Origin of the sequence: Rhodoferax sp., assembly GCF_034520025.1 — a bacterium.
GTDB lineage: Bacteria > Pseudomonadota > Gammaproteobacteria > Burkholderiales > Burkholderiaceae_C > Allorhodoferax.
Window position 1 is genome coordinate 1,149,941 of sequence record NZ_JAXHNZ010000001.1, and the last position, 20,168, is coordinate 1,170,108.

Annotated in this window: 19 protein-coding genes and 1 pseudogene; 10 read left to right on the forward strand and 10 right to left on the reverse strand. The window is 60.7% G+C overall.

The features are described from left to right. Nucleotides 1–16: 16 nt before the first annotated feature. Nucleotides 17–778: an SDR family oxidoreductase gene (locus tag U5L73_RS05530; protein WP_322561404.1), complete on the reverse strand. Its 762-nt coding sequence runs from the start codon at nucleotides 776–778 to the stop codon at nucleotides 17–19. A gap of 139 nt (nucleotides 779–917) precedes the next feature. On the opposite strand from U5L73_RS05530, the gene U5L73_RS05535 reads away from it, so the two are divergent. After that, nucleotides 918–1,670 (forward strand): dienelactone hydrolase family protein, encoded by a 753-nt coding sequence (locus tag U5L73_RS05535; protein WP_322561405.1) that lies wholly within the window; start codon nucleotides 918–920, stop codon nucleotides 1,668–1,670. Here the strand turns inward: U5L73_RS05535 and U5L73_RS05540 are convergent. Together U5L73_RS05540 and U5L73_RS05545 are read right to left on the reverse strand one after the other, a co-directional pair. Then, complete coding sequence (locus U5L73_RS05540) at nucleotides 1,579–1,977, reverse strand: helix-turn-helix transcriptional regulator (protein ID WP_322561406.1); 399 nt, start codon at nucleotides 1,975–1,977, stop codon at nucleotides 1,579–1,581. The two genes, U5L73_RS05535 and U5L73_RS05540, sit on opposite strands and share 92 nt — an antisense overlap. Next, nucleotides 1,962–2,723 (reverse strand): AraC family transcriptional regulator ligand-binding domain-containing protein, encoded by a 762-nt coding sequence (locus U5L73_RS05545; RefSeq protein WP_322561407.1) that lies wholly within the window; start codon nucleotides 2,721–2,723, stop codon nucleotides 1,962–1,964. The genes U5L73_RS05540 and U5L73_RS05545 overlap by 16 nt, the downstream gene beginning before the upstream one ends. A 74-nt stretch (nucleotides 2,724–2,797) precedes the next feature. On the opposite strand from U5L73_RS05545, the gene U5L73_RS05550 reads away from it, so the two are divergent. Then, the gene (locus U5L73_RS05550) at nucleotides 2,798–3,985 is read left to right on the forward strand and encodes an alkane 1-monooxygenase (RefSeq protein WP_322561408.1); all 1,188 of its coding nucleotides are present in this window, start codon (nucleotides 2,798–2,800) and stop codon (nucleotides 3,983–3,985) included. An 8-nt stretch (nucleotides 3,986–3,993) separates the two neighbouring features. Here the strand turns inward: U5L73_RS05550 and U5L73_RS05555 are convergent, their stop codons facing one another. The 3 genes from U5L73_RS05555 to U5L73_RS05565 form a co-directional block, all read right to left on the reverse strand. Further along, nucleotides 3,994–4,296, reverse strand: a complete 303-nt coding sequence (locus U5L73_RS05555) for a low molecular weight protein tyrosine phosphatase family protein (RefSeq protein WP_416221261.1) — start codon at nucleotides 4,294–4,296, stop codon at nucleotides 3,994–3,996. 795 nt (nucleotides 4,297–5,091) lie between these two features. Beyond that, complete coding sequence (locus tag U5L73_RS05560) at nucleotides 5,092–5,490, reverse strand: type II toxin-antitoxin system VapC family toxin (protein ID WP_322561410.1); 399 nt, start codon at nucleotides 5,488–5,490, stop codon at nucleotides 5,092–5,094. A 5-nt stretch (nucleotides 5,491–5,495) separates the two neighbouring features. Beyond that, complete coding sequence (locus tag U5L73_RS05565; protein ID WP_322561411.1) at nucleotides 5,496–5,750, reverse strand: antitoxin; 255 nt, start codon at nucleotides 5,748–5,750, stop codon at nucleotides 5,496–5,498. 102 nt (nucleotides 5,751–5,852) lie between these two features. On the opposite strand from U5L73_RS05565, the gene U5L73_RS05570 reads away from it, so the two are divergent. From U5L73_RS05570 to U5L73_RS05580, 3 genes are all read left to right on the forward strand, one after another. Then, the gene (locus tag U5L73_RS05570) at nucleotides 5,853–9,353 is read left to right on the forward strand and encodes an error-prone DNA polymerase (protein ID WP_322561412.1); all 3,501 of its coding nucleotides are present in this window, start codon (nucleotides 5,853–5,855) and stop codon (nucleotides 9,351–9,353) included. A gap of 106 nt (nucleotides 9,354–9,459) precedes the next feature. Continuing rightward, the gene (locus U5L73_RS05575) at nucleotides 9,460–9,882 is read left to right on the forward strand and encodes a universal stress protein (RefSeq protein WP_322561413.1); all 423 of its coding nucleotides are present in this window, start codon (nucleotides 9,460–9,462) and stop codon (nucleotides 9,880–9,882) included. A 64-nt stretch (nucleotides 9,883–9,946) separates the two neighbouring features. Next, nucleotides 9,947–10,831 (forward strand): alpha/beta hydrolase, encoded by an 885-nt coding sequence (locus tag U5L73_RS05580; RefSeq protein ID WP_322561414.1) that lies wholly within the window; start codon nucleotides 9,947–9,949, stop codon nucleotides 10,829–10,831. On the opposite strand, the gene U5L73_RS05585 is transcribed toward U5L73_RS05580, so the two are convergent. After that, nucleotides 10,828–11,469, reverse strand: a complete 642-nt coding sequence (locus U5L73_RS05585) for a hypothetical protein (RefSeq protein WP_322561415.1) — start codon at nucleotides 11,467–11,469, stop codon at nucleotides 10,828–10,830. The two genes, U5L73_RS05580 and U5L73_RS05585, sit on opposite strands and share 4 nt — an antisense overlap. Nucleotides 11,470–11,683: 214 nt before the next feature. Then, nucleotides 11,684–11,782, reverse strand: a pseudogene (locus U5L73_RS17280) (PEP-CTERM sorting domain-containing protein); the annotation flags it as partial. Between the two features lie 1,143 nt (nucleotides 11,783–12,925). Between U5L73_RS17280 and U5L73_RS05595 the strand changes: the two are divergent. Both U5L73_RS05595 and U5L73_RS05600 read left to right on the forward strand, forming a co-directional pair. After that, the gene (locus tag U5L73_RS05595) at nucleotides 12,926–13,885 is read left to right on the forward strand and encodes a chemotaxis protein CheX (RefSeq protein ID WP_322561417.1); all 960 of its coding nucleotides are present in this window, start codon (nucleotides 12,926–12,928) and stop codon (nucleotides 13,883–13,885) included. 45 nt (nucleotides 13,886–13,930) lie between these two features. Continuing rightward, a complete protein-coding gene (locus U5L73_RS05600) occupies nucleotides 13,931–14,302 on the forward strand; it encodes a response regulator (protein ID WP_322561418.1) in 372 nt (123 codons plus the stop codon). A 7-nt stretch (nucleotides 14,303–14,309) separates the two neighbouring features. Here U5L73_RS05600 and U5L73_RS05605 read toward each other — a convergent pair whose 3' ends face one another. Then, complete coding sequence (locus tag U5L73_RS05605; RefSeq protein WP_322561419.1) at nucleotides 14,310–15,680, reverse strand: PTS transporter subunit IIC; 1,371 nt, start codon at nucleotides 15,678–15,680, stop codon at nucleotides 14,310–14,312. A gap of 130 nt (nucleotides 15,681–15,810) precedes the next feature. Between U5L73_RS05605 and U5L73_RS05610 the strand changes: the two genes are divergently transcribed. Further along, complete coding sequence (locus U5L73_RS05610) at nucleotides 15,811–16,980, forward strand: MFS transporter (protein ID WP_322561420.1); 1,170 nt, start codon at nucleotides 15,811–15,813, stop codon at nucleotides 16,978–16,980. A 170-nt stretch (nucleotides 16,981–17,150) separates the two neighbouring features. Next, entirely contained in the window at nucleotides 17,151–17,579 is a 429-nt protein-coding gene (locus tag U5L73_RS05615) for a TfoX/Sxy family protein (protein ID WP_322561421.1), read from the forward strand. Nucleotides 17,580–17,622: 43 nt separating this feature from the next. Here the strand turns inward: U5L73_RS05615 and U5L73_RS05620 are convergent, their stop codons facing one another. Beyond that, nucleotides 17,623–18,096 (reverse strand): GreA/GreB family elongation factor, encoded by a 474-nt coding sequence (locus U5L73_RS05620; protein ID WP_322561422.1) that lies wholly within the window; start codon nucleotides 18,094–18,096, stop codon nucleotides 17,623–17,625. 380 nt (nucleotides 18,097–18,476) lie between these two features. Here U5L73_RS05620 and U5L73_RS05625 point away from each other — a divergent pair, with 380 nt between their 5' ends. Continuing rightward, a complete protein-coding gene (locus tag U5L73_RS05625) occupies nucleotides 18,477–20,165 on the forward strand; it encodes a ShlB/FhaC/HecB family hemolysin secretion/activation protein (protein ID WP_322561423.1) in 1,689 nt (562 codons plus the stop codon). Nucleotides 20,166–20,168 lie beyond the last annotated feature (3 nt).

Below are 20,168 nucleotides of genomic sequence, written 5' to 3' on the forward strand. Positions count from 1 at the left end.
ACTAGGCCTGGCGGCGTTACACCGAAGTCAGCCCACCATCCACTGTGTGGGCCAAGCCGGTCACAAAGCCGGACGCCTCCGAGCTGAGCCACAACACGGCGGCGGCCACTTCATCAGGCTCGCCGATACGGCCGATCGGGTGAGCGCCTGCCACGGTAGTGGCTACCTTGGGGTCGGCTTGCACGGCGCGCTCCAACATCTCGGTGCGGATCACACCGGGGCACACCGCGTTTACGCGAATGCCTTTGCGCCCGTATTCCACGGCGGCTGATTTGGTGAGGCCAATCACCGCGTGTTTGCTCGCGCTGTAGGCTGACATTTTGGGCGCACCCACCAGCCCGGCTACCGACGCGGTGTTCACAATGGCGCCGCCACCTTGGGTGAGCATTTGCGCGATTTGGTACTTCATGCACAGCCACACGCCTTTGACGTTCACGCCCATGATGCGGTCAAAGGTGGCCTCTTCGCAGTCCGCTAGGCGCATGTGTTCTTCTTCAATGCCGGCGTTGTTGAACGCGCAGTCCAGCCGCCCAAAGTGCGCCACCACCTGCGCCACCATGGCTTGTACCTGCGCGGCCTGCATCACGTCCGCCGCAATGAACAGCGCCTCGGCCCCCAGCGCTTTGACTTGGGCGGTGGTTTTTTCACCCGCGGCCACGTCGCGGTCGGTCACCGCGACCTTGGCACCCGCCCGCGCAAACGCCAGCGCACTGGCCCGCCCGATGCCACCACCACCGCCGGTGACCAAAACCACTTTGTTGTCGAATCGAATCTGCATGGTGCGCCTCTTGCTGTAAAAAAAGCATCTTAGGCCGCGCACTGACGCTGCACCGCTGCCGGCGTAACCCGCGCGACAGGCGCAGAGGCACCTGCCGGTGCCGGATACTCGGGGCACGTTATTTACCGGAGTTCTTGCCGTGCAAATTCAGTCTCACGAAGTCGACCTTTCCACCCCCACCGGCGTGATGCGCTGCTATGTGTACCGCCCCAAAGAGGCGGAGGGCGTAGCGCCCAAGCAGTACGCCGCCATCATTCTGTATTCCGAGATTTTTCAGCAGACCGGTCCCATTCGTCGCAGCGCGCAAATCATGGCGGGGCACGGCTTTGTGGTGGTAGTGCCCGAGGTGTTTCATGAGCTCAACCCCATCGGTACCGTGCTGGGTTATGACGACGCCGGGCGCGACAAGGGCAATGCCGACAAAGTGGCCAAAACGCTGGAGGCGCACGACAGCGATGCGCAAGTCATCATCAATCATCTGCGCACCCTGCCTCACTGCTCGGGCCGCGTAGGCGCCATGGGCTTTTGCTTAGGGGGCGGGCTGGCCTACCGCGCGGCCATGAACCCGGCCATCAGCGCTACGTCGTGCTTTTACGCCACCGACATCCATTCCGGCATGGTGCCATCCAAGGCCGGCAACGACAGCCTGACCCGTACGCCCGACATCAAAGGTGAGCTGCAAATGGTCTGGGGCAAGCAAGACCCCCACATCCCGCCCGAAGGCCGGGCGCTGGTCTACAGCACCCTGGTGAAAGCCGGTGTGAACTTCACCTGGCACGAGTTCAACGGCGTGCACGCCTTCATGCGCGACGAAGGTGAGCGCTACGACGCGGAGCTGCAACTGCTGGGCTACCAGATGGCGATTGGGATGTTTCGGCGGGTGCTGAACTGAGCGTGCCTTTGCGCAAGGCGCTGGGCGTATGGCCGAACCAGCGCTTGACGGTGCGACTGAAGTTGGAGGTGTCGGTGTAGCCCAAGCGGCCGGCAATGTCTTCTACGCTGTCGCTGGTGTGTTGCAAGAGCCAGAGTGTGCGGCTTTGTTGGTGCGCGTCCAGCAGTTGCTGGAACGAGGTGCCCTCCAGGGCCAGGCGCCGCATCAGGGTGCGCTCGGACACTTCGCATTGGGCCGCAATATCCGGCAGGCGGGGGTAGCTGCCCTCCGGAGTGTGGCCCAGCAAGCTGGCTACGCGCTGCGCCATGCTGCTTTGCACCAGCTCAGCCAAGCGGCATCGCATTCATGGCAGGCGGCGGCGTGCGCACGTGCGTCCGCGCCCAGCAAGGGCAGTCGCAAGGCGGCGGCCGGCACATGCAAAGCCAGTGTGGGCTGCCCGAATTGCAAGGGCAGGGCGCGCTCGTAGTGCGCCACCCATGCAGGGCGGAGCAGAGGCACATCCAGTCGCAGGCCTGCAGGCAGAGAGCCCACTGCGGCATGCAGCACCCGCACCAGGGCCGCGGCCATGGTGTCGAGCACAAAGCTGCGCGCACTGCCCCAGTCCAGCCGGTCAATCACTTGCAGGGTGCCGCCTTCGGGGCGCATCTGGAAGGACCAGCTGAAACTGTCTTCCCGCACCGGGCCATAGCGCCCCAACACCATCAGGCAATGTTGCAGGTCCGGTGCTGTGACGGCGGCATAGCCCAGCGGGCCGTGGGCTGACACCGGCGCCTGATCGCCCAGCTCCAAGCCCAGCCAAGGTTTGCCGGTGGCCTGCATGGCGGCTTGCACCAGCCGGATCACCGTGTCGCGCGGCAAGCGCTGTTCGGTGGTGAGCAGCTGGTTCCAGTTGAGTGCAGCGGCGGCGAGCACGCGGTCGCTGTCCACCGCGGCTTGCTGGAGCAGCATGCGCAGCAGGCGCGCGTAAATCGGGTGTACCAAGGCCTCGGCTCCGGCCGCGGGGCGGGCCTGCGGGGCCGGGTGTTTTCCCTTGGTGGCGGGCAAATGGGGCATGTTTGGCAGTTTAAGACGACCTTTTGGCGGCGCTATCGGTGGTAACCCATGCTTGGCGCTTTGACACTGCGGCCATGACTACTGCCAAGCTCCACATCCCCCCGTCATCCCCCGAACCCGTGCAGCCTTATGAAGACCGCAAGCGGTTTGCCTGGGTGTTGTCGTTGTTGGTGCCCTTGTCGATCGCGACCGGCCCTTTGCTGTGGTTCTGGTACCCGCACACGCTGATGCTGTGGCTGCCGGTGTTCTTTGTGTATGGCGTGGCACCCGCACTCGATTGGATGCTGGGCACCGACACCAGCAACCCGCCCGAATCGGCAGTGCCCGGGCTGGAAGCTGACCCTTACTACCGCCGCGTGACCTTTGCGCTGGTGCCTTTGCTGTGGGCGGCGTTTATCGGTGCGGCCTGGTTCAGCCAGGTGGCCGGCATTACCTGGGTGGGGCTGTTGGGGCTCATCATTTCCACTGGTGGTGTGGGCGGCTTCTGTATCAATCTGGGCCATGAGATCGGCCACAAGCGCGCGCCGCTGGAGCGCTGGCTAGCCAAACTGATTTTGGCGCCCACGTTTTACGGCCACTTCACCATCGAGCACAACCGCGGCCACCACCGCGATGTGGCCACCCCACAAGACCCGGCCTCTTCGCGCATGGGCGAATCGATCTGGCGTTTTGTGTGGCGCGAAATGCCCGGTGCCTGGCGCCGCGCATGGGCACTGGAGCGCGAACGCACCCGCTTGGACGGACAGGCCTTCTGGTCATGGCACAACGAGATATTGCAACCAGCAGCCATTACCGTCGCACTGTGGGCGGCGCTTTGTGTGTGGCTGGGGCCGCAGGTGCTGGGCTTTTTGGTGCTGGCGTCGCTGTGGTCGAACTTTCAGCTCACATCGGCCAACTACATCGAGCACTACGGCCTGCTTCGCCAGCAGGATGCTAACGGCCGGTTTGAAACCTGCAAGCCGCAGCATTCTTGGAACAGCAACCACGTGTTCTCCAACTGGGCGACCTTCCACTTGCAGCGCCACTCGGACCACCACGCCCACCCACTGCGGCGTTACCAGTCGCTGCGGCACTTCGACGAAGCACCGCAGCTGCCCAGTGGCTACTTCGGCATGTTCCCCATCGCCTATGTGCCGCCTTTGTGGTTTGCGGTGATGGACAAGCGCCTGCTTGCGGCCGTGGGCCATGACCCGGCGCGCATCAACTTTGCACCGGGGCAGCGGGAACGGTTGATGGCCAAATACGGTTTGGTGGAACGGTAAGCGGTTCCCTAGCCACGGGGCAGAAACGGCAAGACCTTGCGTTCAAGCAATTGCACCAATGTCGGGTCCATGAACTTGTAGTTGTCGGGAATGCCGAGGCAGATCACTCGCTTTCCCTCTAGGTGGGGTTTGAACTCTGCCGAGAGCTTGGCTTTGTGGCTGCGCTCCATGACAAAAATAAGTTCAGCCCAATCGACCAACTCAGAAGTCAGCGGGTTTTCAGCCCCACGATTCAAGCCTGCTGATGTGCATTCGATGCCTGGATGTTCGGAAAAAACCTGCTCCGCAGTAGGACTGCGCCAACGGTTCATGCTGCAGATGAAGAGGACTTTTTGCAAATGAGTACTAAAAGCAAGTTCAGGGCTTATGTGCAACCTCATCGCGATGCCTTTCGCCCCCAGCAGTTTGCGGCCGCATAAGGCGGAAAACTGCCCGTGTCAACTTGAAAGAAAAAAGGGTCGAAACGCACCAGAAAATGATCGCAATCCAGTAATAAACCGGTAATTCGGTACGAGATACAAATGAGTTTGACTTTGATAAGGCAGGAACGTGCCCGGTCCAAAGTCCCACACAAACTGCCACAGTGAAAGCCATTGCCAAGAGCGAACTAAAGATGAGCAAAATGGTAATTCCATACCAGTCGGAGGCGCAACTTGGTCTACGTTTAAATTTGACTAAAAACTGGAGGACTGAAGTTGCTCCTCTGAGTAGTGCCCAGACACCATAGAGCCACGTTACGAGAGCAGCAATTGATCCCACTCCGACAACAAGCTGTGAAGGGTGGGCGTGAATAGCAGTGATATTGGTACTAAGTAGTACTCCAATAAAAAGAGAGACGCTTCCGCGCACTAGACGCTATTGGTTTTTTTTGCGCTCTTCCCAAGGGTCAAGGAAACGGGGTGAAGCGTTAGCCCACTTGTAGCGATAGAAGCCCCAACCAATGGCAAGGGCGACCGCAAATGCGAAGAAGATCAGGCCTTTGTTCAATGCAAGGCCTCACTCATTGAATATCGCGCAATCATGCCAAGTGTCTCGGGTTCAATGGAATAAGTTAAACATTTCCAAGGATTAGGTTAAGGCTCGTGCTTGAGATGTCTTTCCCAGTTTCACCCCACCCAGTTCTCCAACCTGAGCCCCTGCACCCGCTCAAACTCCCCGAGGTTGTTGGTCACCAGCGTGCAATCGTCCGCGAGCGCGTGGCAAGCAATCCACAGGTCGTTGGCACCTATGGGGGTGCCTGCGGCGCGTAGTTGGGTGAACTGCGTGGCGTAGTGTTCGCACAAGCTGGCGCTGGTGCCGTAGCGCACGGGGATGGAGCGAGTGAGGTCCGTCAGTCGTTTGAGCACTTCGGGTTTGCGGGTGCTTCGTTCTGCGCCCTTGAGCAGTTCCGCATAGGTCACAAAGGACATGCACAGCGCATCAGTGGGGTCGAGTGCGTTGATGCGCTCTGCGATCGCGGGAGGCTTGTTCTTGATCAGGTAGATCAGGATGTTGGTGTCCAGCATGTACCTCACAGCGGCTCCCGGTCTTGCAGCGGCAGTGGGGCTTCTTGGTTGGCCACTAGAAGGTCGGCAAAGTCGTCGTCAAACGCCTCCAGCGCTTGCAGGAAGGTCGCGCCCCGGTCTGCCGGAATCGGGTGCAGCACCAAGTCGCCATCGGTGTTGCGGTAAATCTCGACCCGGCTGGTGTCCAGCCGGAACTCTTGCGGAATGCGCACGGCTTGGCTGTTGCCGTTCATGAAGACGCGGCTGATGGCAGTGGTCATGGGAGTCTCCTTGTACACACGGTGTTGTGTGTATTCTAGATTTTCAAGTGTGTTTTGCATAGCAGGCGCCTCGCTAGTAAACTGTATTTTTATACAGTTTAAATGCAATCCCCCAAGCCCATCAAGCCCCAGCAGTCGGTAGCCACCGCGCCACCGGCCTACGCCGAGCTGCATTGCCTCTCCAACTTCAGCTTCCAGCGCGGTGCCTCGCAGCTGGAAGAGCTGGTGGAGCGGGCGCACCGGCTCGGCTATGCGGCGCTGGCCATTACCGACGAGTGTTCGGTGGCCGGGGTGGTGCGCGCGCATGGCGAGGCGCAGCGCCTGGGGCTGCAGCTATTGCCGGGGGCGGAGTTTGCGGTGCCTTACCCGGCAGCGCAGGGTGGGCAGGCGGCGGGGGGCAGCTTCACCGTGGTGGTGTTGCCGCACAACCTGCAGGGCTGGGGCAACCTGTGTGAGTTCATCACCCGCGCGCGCATGGCGGCGCCCAAGGGCGACTACCGGGTGGCCTGGTTGGGGCAGCCGGACGCCTCTGCCTGGCACACGCTGCGGCATTGCGAGGTGCTGCTGCACCTGCCACTTGCTATAAAAACAGAAGCTGCTTGCTCAATAGCTACGAGGGCTAGAGGGCTATTAGGTATGAATTGCTGGCTTGCGGTGTCCGCGGGGCTGGGCGGCATGCAGGCGCTGGAGCGGGCGCACTGGCAGCAGATTACGGCGGTGAGCGGGCTGGCGCCGGTGGCCACCGGGCAGGTGCGCATGCACACCCGCTCGCGCAAGCCGCTGCACGATGTGCTGACCGCCGTGCGCTGCGGCCTGCCGGTGGCGCAGTGCGGCTTCGCGCTGCAGGCCAATGCCGAGCACCACCTGCGCAGCCGCGCCCGGCTGGCTGCCCTGTTCACGACCGATGAGCTGACCCACACGCTGGTGGTGGCGGGGCGCTGCAGCTTTTCGCTGGATGCGCTGCGCTACCAGTACCCCATGGAGGCCGTGCTGCCCGGCCACACCCCGGCGCAGACGCTGCGCCAGTACACCGAAAAGGGGGCTTTGGAGCGCTACCCGGCAGGTATGCCATCCAACGTGCGCACTCAGGTGGAGCATGAGCTGGCCCTCATCACCGAGCTGAAGTACGAGATGTATTTCCTCACCGTGCACGACCTGGTGCGCTTTGCGCGGGGGCGCGGCATCTTGTGCCAAGGGCGGGGCTCGGCAGCGAACTCGGCGGTGTGCTACTGCTTGGGCGTGACCGAGGTGGATCCCAGCCGCATGAACGTGCTGTTTGAGCGCTTCATCAGCCGCGAGCGCGACGAGCCGCCCGATATCGACGTGGACTTTGAGCATCAGCGGCGCGAAGAGGTTATTCAGTACATCTACGCCAAATACGGCCGCGAGCGCGCCGCCATTACCGGCGTGGTGGCCAGTTACCGCCCGCGCAGTGCCTTGCGCGATGTGGGCCGGGCGCTGGAAATTCCCGAGGTGCTGATTACCGCCATGGCCAAGGAACACCCGGGCATGTACAGCCGCACGGTGCTGGCGGAGCGGCTGCAGTCTGCTATCGAAAAAGTAGCTTCTCGCGCATATTCCACGAGCGCTAGAGGTGGTTTTGATGCCAAATTGCAGGCGGATGGTGCGGCCGGACAGAGCCAGGGCGGCAGGGCGCACAGCGTAGGTCAAGGAGGAGCCCGCAACGCGGGCGGGGGACACGGAGCTGTGCGCCCTGCCGCTCTGGCTCCTAAAGGTAGCGTTGCCGAACACGGCAATGACTTGGCCGCAGGTTCACCACCATCGTCTACTTGCGACAAGTTGGTGGACGGCTCACCAATGCCGCCCTTGCGCCGCCTGCAACTCTGGCTGGACCTGTCCACGCAGTTGCAAGGCTTCCCCCGCCACCTGAGCCAGCACGTAGGTGGCTTTGTGCTCACCCAAGGCCCGCTCACAAGGCTGGTGCCGGTGGAAAACGCCTCTATGCCCGACCGCTCGGTCATCCAGTGGGACAAGGACGACCTAGACGCCGTGGGCCTCTTGAAGGTGGATGTACTGGCACTGGGCATGCTCAGCGCCATACGCCGCTGCCTCAACCTCATCGGTCAGTGGCGCGGCGCGCCTATGCGGCTGCAAGATGTGCCTGCCGAAGACCCTGCCACCTACGCCATGATCTGCCAAGCCGACACGGTGGGCGTGTTTCAGATCGAGAGTCGGGCACAGATGAGCATGCTGCCGCGCTTGAAGCCGCAGTGTTTTTACGACCTGGTGGTCGAGGTCGCCATCGTGCGGCCGGGGCCGATTCAGGGCGGCATGGTGCACCCTTACCTCAAGGCGCGGGCCAACCCGCAGGCGGTGGTGTACGAGTCTCCTGCCCTGAAGGAGGCTTTGAAGCGCACCTTAGGCGTGCCGATTTTTCAGGAACAGGTGATGCAGATCGCCATGGCGGCAGCCAACTTCAGTGCGGGGGAGGCGGACCAGTTGCGCCGCTCCATGGCCGCCTGGAAGCGCAAAGGCGGCGTGGGCAAGTTTTACGAACGGCTGGTGGGCGGCATGCTGGCCAACGGCTACACCCAGGAGTTTGCCGACACGCTGTTCAAGCAGATCGAGGGCTTTGGCGAATACGGCTTTCCCGAAAGCCACGCCGCCAGCTTTGCGCTGCTGGTTTACGTGAGCTGCTGGCTCAAGCGGCATGAGCCGGCCTGCTTTCTGGCGGCCATGCTCAACAGCCAGCCGCTGGGCTTTTACGGCCCGGCGCAACTGGTGCAAGACGCACAGCGCCACGGTGTGGAGGTGCGCGCGGTCGATGTGCAGCACAGCGCTTGGGACTGCACTCTGGAGCCACCGCACGCACCACACCCTGCAGACCGCCATCCCAACCCGTACGGATGGGTGATGCAAACCCAACCTGCCATCCGGCTGGGCTTGCGCATGGTGAGCGGCTTGCAGCAGGCGGTGGCCGAGCGCATCTGCGTCGAGCGCAAAAACGGGCTGTTCACCAGCACCCAAGATTTGGCCCTGCGCTGCGCGCTTGATGCAGGCGACCTCAAAGCCTTGGCCAGCGCCGATGCCCTCATCAGCCTCAGCGGTCACCGCCGCCAGCAGGTGTGGGATGCGTCGGCCCTGCGCCCCGCGCTCGCACTGCTGCAAGGCGTGCCGATTGAGGAAGAGGTGTTGGAGCTGCCGCCGGCCGAGGAGGGCGAGGAAGTGACCTTTGACTACGCCGCTACCGGCCTCACTTTGCGCTCCCACCCCCTGCTGCTATTGCGCGAGCAGCTATCAAAACAGAAGCTACTCACTGCTGCTCAGATGCGCGATTACCCCAGCGGCCGCCTGGTGCGCGCCTGCGGCATCGTCACCGCCCGCCAGCAACCCGGCACCGCCAAAGGCGTAGTGTTTGTCACGCTGGAGGACGAAACCGGCAGTGTGAATGTGATCGTCTGGAAGGCCGTGAAAGAGCAGTTTCGCGACGTGGTGTACCAAGCGCGGCTCATGGCGGTCTACGGCGTGTGGCAGCGCGACGAGGCCACTGGCGGACAGGTCCGCCACGTCATTGCCAAGCGGGTGGTCGACATGACGCACCTGCTGGGCGAGCTGGCGACGACCAGCCGGGACTTTCATTAGCAAATTTGATCTAGCGCAATGTGCCACAAGCTACAGGGCCACTGGTGTACGAAAGGCGCTGAAGTCGATAGCCTCAGGTTTTTGTACACCTTGAAAGGCGGCTGAAATGAAGATTCTCCTGGCGATTGACGGAAGTGCTTACAGCAAGAAAATGTTGGCGTATCTGGTGAATCACGACACCTTGTTCACCCCGTCCAATGAGTACACCGCGCTTACCGTGCCGGTTGCGGTACCTCCCAGAGCGCGGGCTGCGGTGGGCAAGGCCATCGTCGAAAAATACTATGCCGACGAGGCTGAGAAAGTTATTGCCCCGATCGACAAGTTCTTGCAGCGCCACAACATCAGCGCCAAGAGTATGTGGAGGGCAGGCTCGCCGGGCGAGGTGATTTCCAAGATCGCCACCGAGGGCAAATATGACCTCGTCATCATGGGGTCGCACGGCAATGGCGCCGTTGCCAGTTTGGTCATGGGCTCCGTCGCGACCCAGGTGCTGGCGCATTGCAAAGTGCCGGTGCTGTTGGTGCGCTGATGCCTTCGAGTGGAAGCCGAATCCGGGGCTGAATCCAAAAGCCACCGGCGTGCGTATCCGGTGGATGAACCACCGGATTAGCCTCTTCTTTGCATTTCTGACCACCCTGGCGAACCCCGCCGCCTTGGCTGCAGGCTTTTCGCCTGTGGATGTGTTGAATTTTTTAACCCCCTCACGCACCCACACCTTGCACGAGGGGGTGACCTACGGCCCATTGCACCGCCAGCGACTGGATGTGTATGTGCCACGCGCTGCACAACCGCCCAAGGGCTGGCCGGTGGTGGTGTTCTATTACGGTGGCTCATGGAACCGCGGCGAGCGGGCGCAGTACCGGTTTGTGGGCGAAGCGCTGGCATCGCGCGGAATACTGGCCCTCGTAGCCGACTACCGGCTGTATCCCGAGGTGCGCTATCCCGATTTCTTAAAAGACAGCGCGGCCGCCTTGTCGTATGGGCTGGACCATGCCGCCGACTGGGGCGGCAACCCTGACAAGGTGTATGTGATGGGGCACAGCGCGGGCGCCTACAACGCCGCGATGATGGCGCTCGACCCCCGTTGGCTAGCTGCCCACGGGCGCTCACCCCAGCAACTGGCGGGCTGGGTAGGCTTGGCAGGCCCCTATGACTTTTTGCCCCTGACCAATGTGGATGCCATGCCAGTGTTTCACCACCCGCATTACCCCGCTCACTCGCAGCCACTCGACCATGTGCAGCCCGGCGCGCCCCGCGCTTTGCTACTGGCGGCCTTGGAGGACGACTTGGTCAATCCTCAGCGTAATACCGCAGGTCTGGCGGAGCGGCTGAACGCAGCGCAGGTTCCGGTGCTCGTGAAAATGCACACCCGGGTGAACCACATCACGCTGGTGGCGGCTTTGTCACTGCCGTTGCGGTGGATGGCGCCGGTGCTTAACGATGTGGTGCAGTTCATCCAAGCGCCAGGCCGCCCTTAGAACTTACGACGGTAGCCAAAGCTTAAAAAGTCCTCGCCGTTGGCCCCGTAATTGTTCAGCAGGTCATAAATTGCACAGCGGTGGTGCAAGCGCACAAAAAACTCATGCGCGGTTGCTTTGGGGCTGGAGAAGGCCGCCTCTACAAACAAGTAGTTCAGGGTGCGGCTGCCGCGCCCGTCCGGCCCTGTCTCCATGGGGCCGACCCGGCTGGTGTACGACACGCCCAGGGGTGCTAGTCGAATGTCGGTGCGCAAAACATCCCGCCAAGGAAAGCCACTCCAGCGCAAAGTGGGCGCGAAGGCAACTTCCGTCAGGTTGGCCAAGCCGCTTTGCTGGCCCGCCATGGCGTCCAACTCAATGGCGATGGGCCACTCGCTGTGCCGCCAGATGGTCTTACTGCCAGTAACTGCGAGCATGTAGTGCTCGGCGTAATTTGCGCGGCCTGCCAGAGCGCCTGCCGGCTCCGCGTCGTGGTACTTGCCCACATAGGTACCGATACTCCAGTCGAACTCGTCAGCGCTTGCGGGTCCCACTGCCGCTAAGCCGGCAGCCAGGACCCAACCCAGCCAAGCGGTGGCGCGTGTGGCCCGTGTGATGGTGGGTAGGTGTGAGTGAAATATCAGATGCGGGCGTGGCATGGCTTGGGTCGTTGCAATAGTGAGCGCCGATGGTAGCCATAGCCCTTGAGTCGTCGCAAGCCCGCAAGAAAACCCCCGCTATCGCTATGTTTTCGGGAAGAGTCGGCGCGAGCATCAGCCGAGGGCGCTGTCTGGGCAATGCCGCACAGGCCAGCGTATGCCGGCCTGCGGGAGAGATGCGCAAAGGGAGCCTAGCTCCCTTCGGGAGAAGCGCTTAAGCTTTGTTTTTCTTACGACGCGCTGCTGCGCCCAACAAACCGAGTCCAGCCAACAGCATGGCGTAGGTTTCCGGTTCTGGTACGGCTGGGATCACAGGTGCTCCACCCACGCCGGAGAATCCGAAAATGTAGGTAGCCGGGGTTCCTGTGGTTTGACCGCCCAAACCTGATTGACCCAAGGAAAACACCTCTGCACCCACGGTGCCCAGAGCGCTCAAGGCGGACGCTTCTGACGCAGTTGCACCGTAAAAAATGTTGAAGGTCTTCGACTCTCCGGCTGCCAACGAGCCAAATCCGAAAGTAAAAAATGCGCCGTGGTCATTGGGGCCAGAATCTACAAAACTGACGTTGCTCGTGCCGGAAACTCTATCGCTCGGATTGATCAATGGGTTGGGTGTGCCAAAACCGTTGTCGTTGGAAAAGAGCAGGTTGCTCGACGTGCCACGGTTGATGGTCACATACTCGCTGAAAGTGGTCGGGGGAATATCCCAATCCATCGAGCGCGAGTAGCGAACGTCCGACACCGCGGATACACCAGTGTTGGTGAGTGTGACGGTATTTTTGAACAAACCGGCGCTGGCAGAAGGCGCATAGGCTTGAGTCACGCTCAGGCTCGACCCCACAAGCACTGATGACACCGCAGTTGAGGCGGTAGATGCGAAACTCAACGCGCTTACATTGACGTTGCCGCCGTTAGCATTGCCGGAGTATCCGAAGACGGAGCCGTAAGAAGCGCCCCAACCTTCGCACAGGCAACCCGGAATGATGGCGTCGCCTACGCCGGCAAACGAAATGCCGACTCCGTTGCCTCCTAGGGCTCCCAAGCGCTGCACTCCAATGCTGACGTCACCGAATGTTATTGTGGCGTTGGCAGAGGCTTGCTGTGCGAACGACATGAGCGCCATGCCGGCGACAAGTGCGGATTTTTTGAAACTGACCATAAAACTCCCCTTGGTTGAAATGAAAGCGCTACCTCTAGATAGCCCGAACATGCTAGGTCTCTCCGGTTTGGCGTGCACTAGTCTTTTCAGACTAAAAGCGCCGTTACAAGCCCTTGATAACGGGCTTCGCGATGGCGTTTCGTGTAACTTTTTGTAACGTGATCGGCCCTGTTGGCTCCAAGGGTGTTCTTTGCGACAGAAACGCTTCTATTGCGGGATGAGTCTTTTTTGCCCTTAAATCGACCAATTGACGGTGTAGGATGAAGTGCCGATTTAGCCTATGCCAGAGGCCCATTGATGACTGAAACTACACACTTGGAAGCCAAAGTACTGTTGCTAGAGCACGATGCCCAGCAGTGCAAGTTGCTCTCTGATTTCTGCGATTCTGTAGGCTTGCTCCCTTTGCTGCGCACCTCCCATGACGCCTTGGACTGCCTCGAACAAAACAAAGACTTGGCTGGTGTTCTGCTGGCAGAGGACTTGCCCTGTGGTACCCATGATGCGCTGCATCTTGCCGAGTCGATCCACCGCTTGCGCCCCGAGCTCCCTATTTTTTTACGCAGGACTACCACCGGCGACTTGAACGCGCTGTACCGGGAGTTCATCCGGTACCCCTGGGCTACGGGGGAGATCGAGCAATTGCGCCTTGGCGTCGAGCGCTCCATCTTCAGCCTGCGCTATCCCACGGCGCTGGTGGAGGGGATTGTGGATCTGACCTTGTCTTCCATGCGGTCCATGTTTCCTAACGCGACGGTGACGGCCGAGCCCCCGTATGTGGTGCACGACCGCATCATCCATGGCGAGGTCTCGACCATCATCCCGCTGGAGAGTTCATGGTGCCGCGGTTACATGATGCTGCAAACCGAAGAGAGCGCCCTGCGGCAGGGCATGCTCAAAGGCTTCAGTTATGACGGCGTGGGCGGTGAGCTCAACTTCCGGGACCTCAACAACATGTTGGGCGAGACCACCAACCTGATCTGGGGGGCGTTTAAGAACCGCTACATTGCGCCCATCAGTGTTTCGACCCAGTTGGCCCAAGTGCCGATCGTGATCAATCACGCCCACAAATACATCTCTTTCGGCTCACCCGATCCTCAGCTCTGTGTGCGTTACTCGCTCTGCGAGAGCACCCGCCGGGGCGGTCAGCCACTGGTGATCGTGCAGCGGTTTATATTCAACCTCCATTGGTCACCGGAGCAGTTTGCGGAATACGCGGCCTCCAATTCGAGTGAAGCGGGTGAACTAGATTTGTTTTAAACGGCGCAACGCGCTACTGGCAGTGCGGATAGGAAGTAGGCAGAGATGGCGAATGTTTTGGTAGTGGACGACTCCAGCACGATGCGGGAGATCGTCTCCAGCTACTTACAGCAACACGGGTTCGAGGTCACACTGGCCACTGACGGACGCGATGGGCTCTTACAGCTAGAGGCAGATCCCGATATCAAGTTGGTCATCAGCGATGTGAATATGCCCAATATGGACGGGCTGGCTATGGCTGAAAAAATCCGCACGGAGCAAGGCAACAAGTCGGTGCACATCATCATGCTGACCACGGAAGACAATGCCCCGATGCGCCAGCGCGGCCGCGCCATTGGCGTGACCGGCTGGATCGTCAAGCCCTTCCGCGGCGACGCGGTGCTCGGGCCATTCAAGAAGTTTTGCGGGTTGGTATAAGCCTGCTTCAGGCTGCTACCAGCTTTTGATAGCGCCGGTAGGTAAACCAGACCGCGGCACACAAGGCTATGGTGGCTGGGAATGTCCACCATGCGCCGTTGAGCGCCTCAAGCATCAAGAAGCGGATTTGGTGCCCACCATCAGTGAACGAAGTAATTTGGCCTAGGCCCGTGGAATCAAAAGATGGTGTGCCTTTGGCCAGCTCTGTGTAGAGCGGCGCCATCTTGGATGAAATCAGCAAAAAGCTCACCACAACCGGGATGCCTGCCAATACGGCGCGAATCACATTGCCCCTGAACACCAGCACGGACATAGACATTACCGAGATGAGGTTGGACAGGTCTCCTAGCGGCAGCACCTGATTGCCCGGTAACACCAGGGCAATCACGATCGCCAATGCCATGAGTAGCAGCCCGGTGATAACGACTGATTTGTGGTGCATGAGAAACCCCGTATCCATGGCCACGACAAGCTGGCCACGCGATGGAAAACGCTCCTCCACCTGCTCCCGTAGCGCGGTCGTGATCGGAATCATGGCCTCACCAATTAGCCCTGCGCTTTTGGGCAATATGAACATCACAGCAGCAATGTGCACTGCCAGTTCCAGGGTGTTTTTCACGTCGTAGCCAGCGGCTAGTGCCAATGCAAGCCCCATCAGTAGCCCGATCATCATCGGCTCACCCGCAAACGCAAGGAAAACACTACCCTGCCCGTCTCGGGCAGCCTCGTGTTCTTTCTGCGGGTTGTAAGTCCAGCGCTTGAGCCCGGGCACCTTATTCATCACGGCATCTGCACAAGCAAAATAGGGCAGCAAGCCATTCACCGAAACGGGCGACACCGCAATACCTTTCAGCCCGGTTTCACGCTCAACCTCAGGGGCGTTCCATTCGGTCATTTTGAAGCAGTACACCGCAAGCACCAGCGTTGCTCCAAGCCCTACCCACCACTGATTGCTCACGGTCATAGCCAAGGCGCCCATCAGTGCAAAGTGCCAGTAATTCCAGATGTCGATGTAGATCGCACGTGTCCAGCCCAAGCCCAGCATGGCGATATTGAGCGCCAGCACGACGGGGATAGAAATAGCCGCCAATGGAGACGCCCATGTGATCGCCGCTAAAGGTAACCAGCCTACGTCCAGCACTTGAAAGTCAAGCCCGCGCGCTTGGGACAGTTGTTGTACCGCAGGGCTGATGTTGGCCACAAAAAAGTTAAAGGCGATAAACACTCCCGCAAAACCCGCGGCGAGGGTGATGGTACTGAGAATCGCCTGCCGTGCAGGTACTCGCGCTACAAGCGCAATGACCAGCATCAGGATGGGCAACATCACATACGCTTTGAAGGTGAAAAACGTAGCAATTGAGGTCTGCAGGGTAGTCATGTCGATAAGCGTAAACGCTAAAACATCTCTTTGTGCGATGGGCGAACAAAATTCTCAACCGCTGCAGTGAGGAAACGCCAGCTCAGTGTGTCAGCGGGCTAGACTCCCACCACGTCTCTCGTTTCGTTCCATGTCCCGCACCACCCCCGCCCACACCGCCTACGACTGGCGCACCATCACCGCCCTCAACACCGTCTCTACCCTGGCCCAGATCGGGCAGTTCGGCATCATCTTTGTCATGGTGCCGGTGTGGCTGGCGCTTCAAGGCCTGAGCGCCGTGCAGCTGGGTTTTTTTGCGGCTTCGTTGTGGATGGGGCAAATGCCAGGCCTCGGGTTGGCGCCTTGGCTGTGCCGCCATTGGGGTGCTCGCACCGTAGTGGTGGTCGGGCTGGGCGGTTCGGTGGTGGCGCTGCTGGGTATTGCATGGGTGCCGATAGCGTCATTGCCTTGGTATGCGTACTTGGCTTGCGGCCTGCTGGCCGGTTTGGGCATGGGCCTGCGCTGGGTCGGGCTGGAGCCTTGGCTCTACAACATTGCCCCCGCCCATGCGCGCGGGCGCTTGGTAGGTTTTCATGAAACGCTGATTGCCGCTGCCCCTGTGGTCGCCCCGGCCATTGCTGCCTGGGTGGGTGTGCAGGGCCACACTATCTTGTGGGTGGGGGTGGGCTTTACCGTGTCGGCGCTGGTGCCGCTGGCATTTGCCCGCACCCCGCCGGTGGAAGCGGCGCACCACGTCAACAGCTGGCCCCAGTCCGCCCGCGCGGCGTGGCCGCACCGCATCTTCAAGCAAGGGCTGCTGATTGCGCTGTGCGGCGGAATGCTGGAGTCCGCGCTCGCAGGTTTGTTTGCCGTGTTCGCGGGTGACCGCGGGTTTGAGGCTGACGGCATCGCCCATTTGCTTACTGCTTTTGGCTTGGGCGGCTTGCTGCTGCAATACCCCGTGGGCTGGATGGCCGACCACTGGGGCCTGCGTGCCGCTGGCGCATCGGCTGCACTGGGCACCGCCATGGCTGCGGCATTGCTGGCGTGCATGCCCGGCGTACCGGTGGCGTTTGCCACCCTGTTTGTGCTGGGCGGGTTGATCACCGCCTTCCTCACCCTGGCGCTCATTGCCGCCACCAAGACCCCCACGCCCGACATGGCCTGGAACGTCAGCAGCCTTTCCATGGCCTATTCCCTCAGCGCTGTCGTCGGCCCGGTGGTAGCTGGCGGCGCCATGACCGGGACCAGCAGCGTGGCGCTGATGTGGTTTGTGGCGGCAGTCGGTGTAGTGATGGTGGGGTTGCTATTGAAAAGATAGCTGGTCGCGCATATTCGATGGGCGCTGGAGTCGGATTTGATGATATTTTTTCGACCCTAAGCGGTCCTCCGCTCGGTTACCAATGAGGCGGGCTTGTCGAGGCCACCTATGCCGCGATGAGCGTCGTCCGAGTTTCGGCCGGGGGCGACTGCCCCATTTAAGATGTGCCAATGCCCGCCATCGTGAACCCCGCAAAAAATCGCCAGTTTGCAGACTATTGCTGCGATCTGCTCTCCACGCAAGGGCGTTGCGTAGCCAAGCGGATGTTCGGCGGTTGGGGCATATCGGTTGAGGGGCTTACTTTCGCCATCATTGCTGACCTTGGCGGCGGCGACAAACTATGGCTCAAGGCGGATGAGTTCTGTCGTAGCCGCTTTGAAGCGGCTGGGTGTGAGCGGTTTATGTATGTGGGAAAGTCCAAAACGGCTTCGATGGGCTACTACACCGCGCCTGATGAGGCGATGGACTCTCAAGATGCCATGCTCCCGTGGGCGCGCCTGTCGCTGGAATGCGCGATCCGCGCGAATGCGGCCAAGGCAACCGTCAAACGTGCAGGGGTAAAAAAACGCGCTGAAAGAGCAGACCAGAAGTCTCGATGAGACTAGCCATGCTCAGCCCATTGGGCGTGGGCTTGCTTGCGGGTTAATAGGCCCGCAGCACATCAAACTGTTGTCGGATTGAAGCGACCTGTACCCACAACTCATCACCCTCACATTTACCCAGCATCGCCCGTCCTAAAGGGGCTTGCCTGCTGATGACTTGGATGCCGCTGTCCAATTTCATGCTGCCACCATCCGGACCGAGAAAAAGCAGTTGCTCCTTGTCGTCTGCATCGACCAAGCAGACCAGCGCACCGAGCTGTATGCCTGTGCTGGCGTCGTAGGGGCGCGGGCGGAATTGGCGCCAACTAGCCATCACTTGGCGTATGCCTTCGGCACGCCGAGCCTGGCCTGTGGCCAGGTAGGCGGCTTCGAGACCCAGTGTGTCGTATTTGTTTTCGGCAATGTTTTCTTCGTGCGTCGCCGTTTCATGGGCCGCGCGCACGGCTTGTTCGGCTTGCAGCAGGTCTTCGGCAAGCCGCTCAAGCACCTGTTGTTGCAGCAAAAATTTATCCATGATCAAAGCTAGGCAAATCGAGAAGCGGGGGAAATGAGTGAACTATGGAGTGCTTTACCACCCCGTTGAGGCTGATGTTGGCTCCGCGCTAATTTCAGCTTGCCGGCTGTGTTTCCCGGGGCGCAACAAGTGGGCGGAATTGTCTTCCAGAAGGCAGTCACTGGCCAATTTCCTCAACCGGCCTCACCGAGTCCTCAATCCATCGCGAAGTCGATCACTTATGAAGGCCCGGTAGGACTTCACCTGCAGGGCCTCCCGCACGCATGTTTTCCCCGTCCCGTCTATGGGTTTGCTCTCGTACACTACCCCTCCATCACCCCTGCGAGCGCCTCTGCTGAGGCTGGCGCCCGCCAGGAATACGACCGAACCCTGCTTCAGCCGTGCCACACATCACCTTTTTTCCGTCTCTGTTGTTGGGCTCCTTCATGCTTGCCGCCACTACGGCACCGCGGGCTCAGCAAACCCCCAATGCGGGTACCCAGCTGCAGCAAATTCCTGCATCGCCCAGTTTGCCCACCCAGCAGCCGGATTGGGGCGCTGATGCAAAACAGGCGCAGCCCTCGGTAGAGCCCAATGGGCCCAAGGTACGGGTCGACGCGCTCACATGGGCCGGCAATCAGACGTTCACCACGCAGGAGCTGACCCAGGCCAGTGGCTTCACTGCAGGGCGCTACTACACGCTCAGCGAATTGCGTCAGATGGCGGCTAAGGTCAGCAGCTACTACCGCGAGCGGGGCTATTTTCTTGCGCAGGCCTTGGTGCCCGCCCAAGAGATCACCAACGGCGTGGTGCAGCTGCAGGTGCTAGAGGGGCGCCTGGGGCAAGTCGAGTTAAGCAATGCCTCCAGCGTGTCGGATCGCACCGCGTCCCGCCTGCTGGCCGGCTTGCAGGATGCGAGCCCGGTGACACAGGCAAACCTAGAGCGTCGGATTTTGCTGCTCAGCGATTTGCCGGGTGTGCTGGCGCGCTCAACCTTGCGCCCAGGTGCGACGCCCGGCACTGCTGATGTGGTGGTGCAACTTGCCACGGGCCCTAAGGTGGGCGGTAGTCTGGAGTTGGACAACCAAGGCAACCATTACACGGGCACCTACAGGGTTGGGGCCAGCCTGTATGTCAACGAACCCATGGGGTGGGGCGATATGGCATCGGCCCGGCTGCTGACCTCGGGCGAGGGGCTGTCTTATGGCCGTGTGGCTTACCAATCACTGGTGGGGCCTTTCACCTTGGGAGTGGCTACCAGCAGCCTTTATTACCAGCTGGGCGGTGCGTTTGCCCGTTTGGAGTCCAGCGGGACAGCAAACACCGGTTCAGCTTTTGCGAGCTACCCCTTGCTGCGCTCACGCCAGCAAAACCTGAGCGTTCAATGGTCGCTGGACCACAAGGATTTCAACGACCGCACGGGTGCGGGTTCGCCCAGCCAGGCGTCCAAAACGACCCAGATTCACACCCTGGGATTGAAAGGCAACCACCAGGACGCTATGGGCCAGCGTGCATTGCAATACAACGCAGCGTGGGCCATGGGGAATGTTTCTCTGCAGGACGCCACCACCCGCAACAACGACGCCATCACCTCGCAAAGCAACGGCGCCTTTGAAAAACTGGTGTACGGAGTGAGCTGGCAACAAGAGCTCGCTCAAAAGCGCAGCCTGTACCTCAGTCTGAATGGGCAATCGGCCTCCAAGAATTTAGACGCCTCTGAGAAATTCAGCTTGGGTGGCACGGGCGGCGTTCGCGCGTATCCGGCGGGTGAAGCGAGCGGGGATGAGGGCTTTGTCCTGACCATGGAGGGAAGAGTCCCATGGCCGGCTTTGTCGCAGTACCTTGCCGGATCGGCCCAGGCCGTCGCTTTTATCGATACGGGTACCGTGACCGCCAACAAGTCCCCCTGGGACTCTGGCGCCAGCACAAAACGTAGAACTTTGAGCGGCGCAGGCTTTGGTCTGAACTTTACGAGCCCCAACCAATGGATGGCCACTGCCTATTGCGCCGTGAAAGTAGGAGACGAAGTGGCTACCTCTGCACCCGATGCCACTTGGAGAGTCTGGCTCCAGGCGGCCAAGTTTTTCTGACCG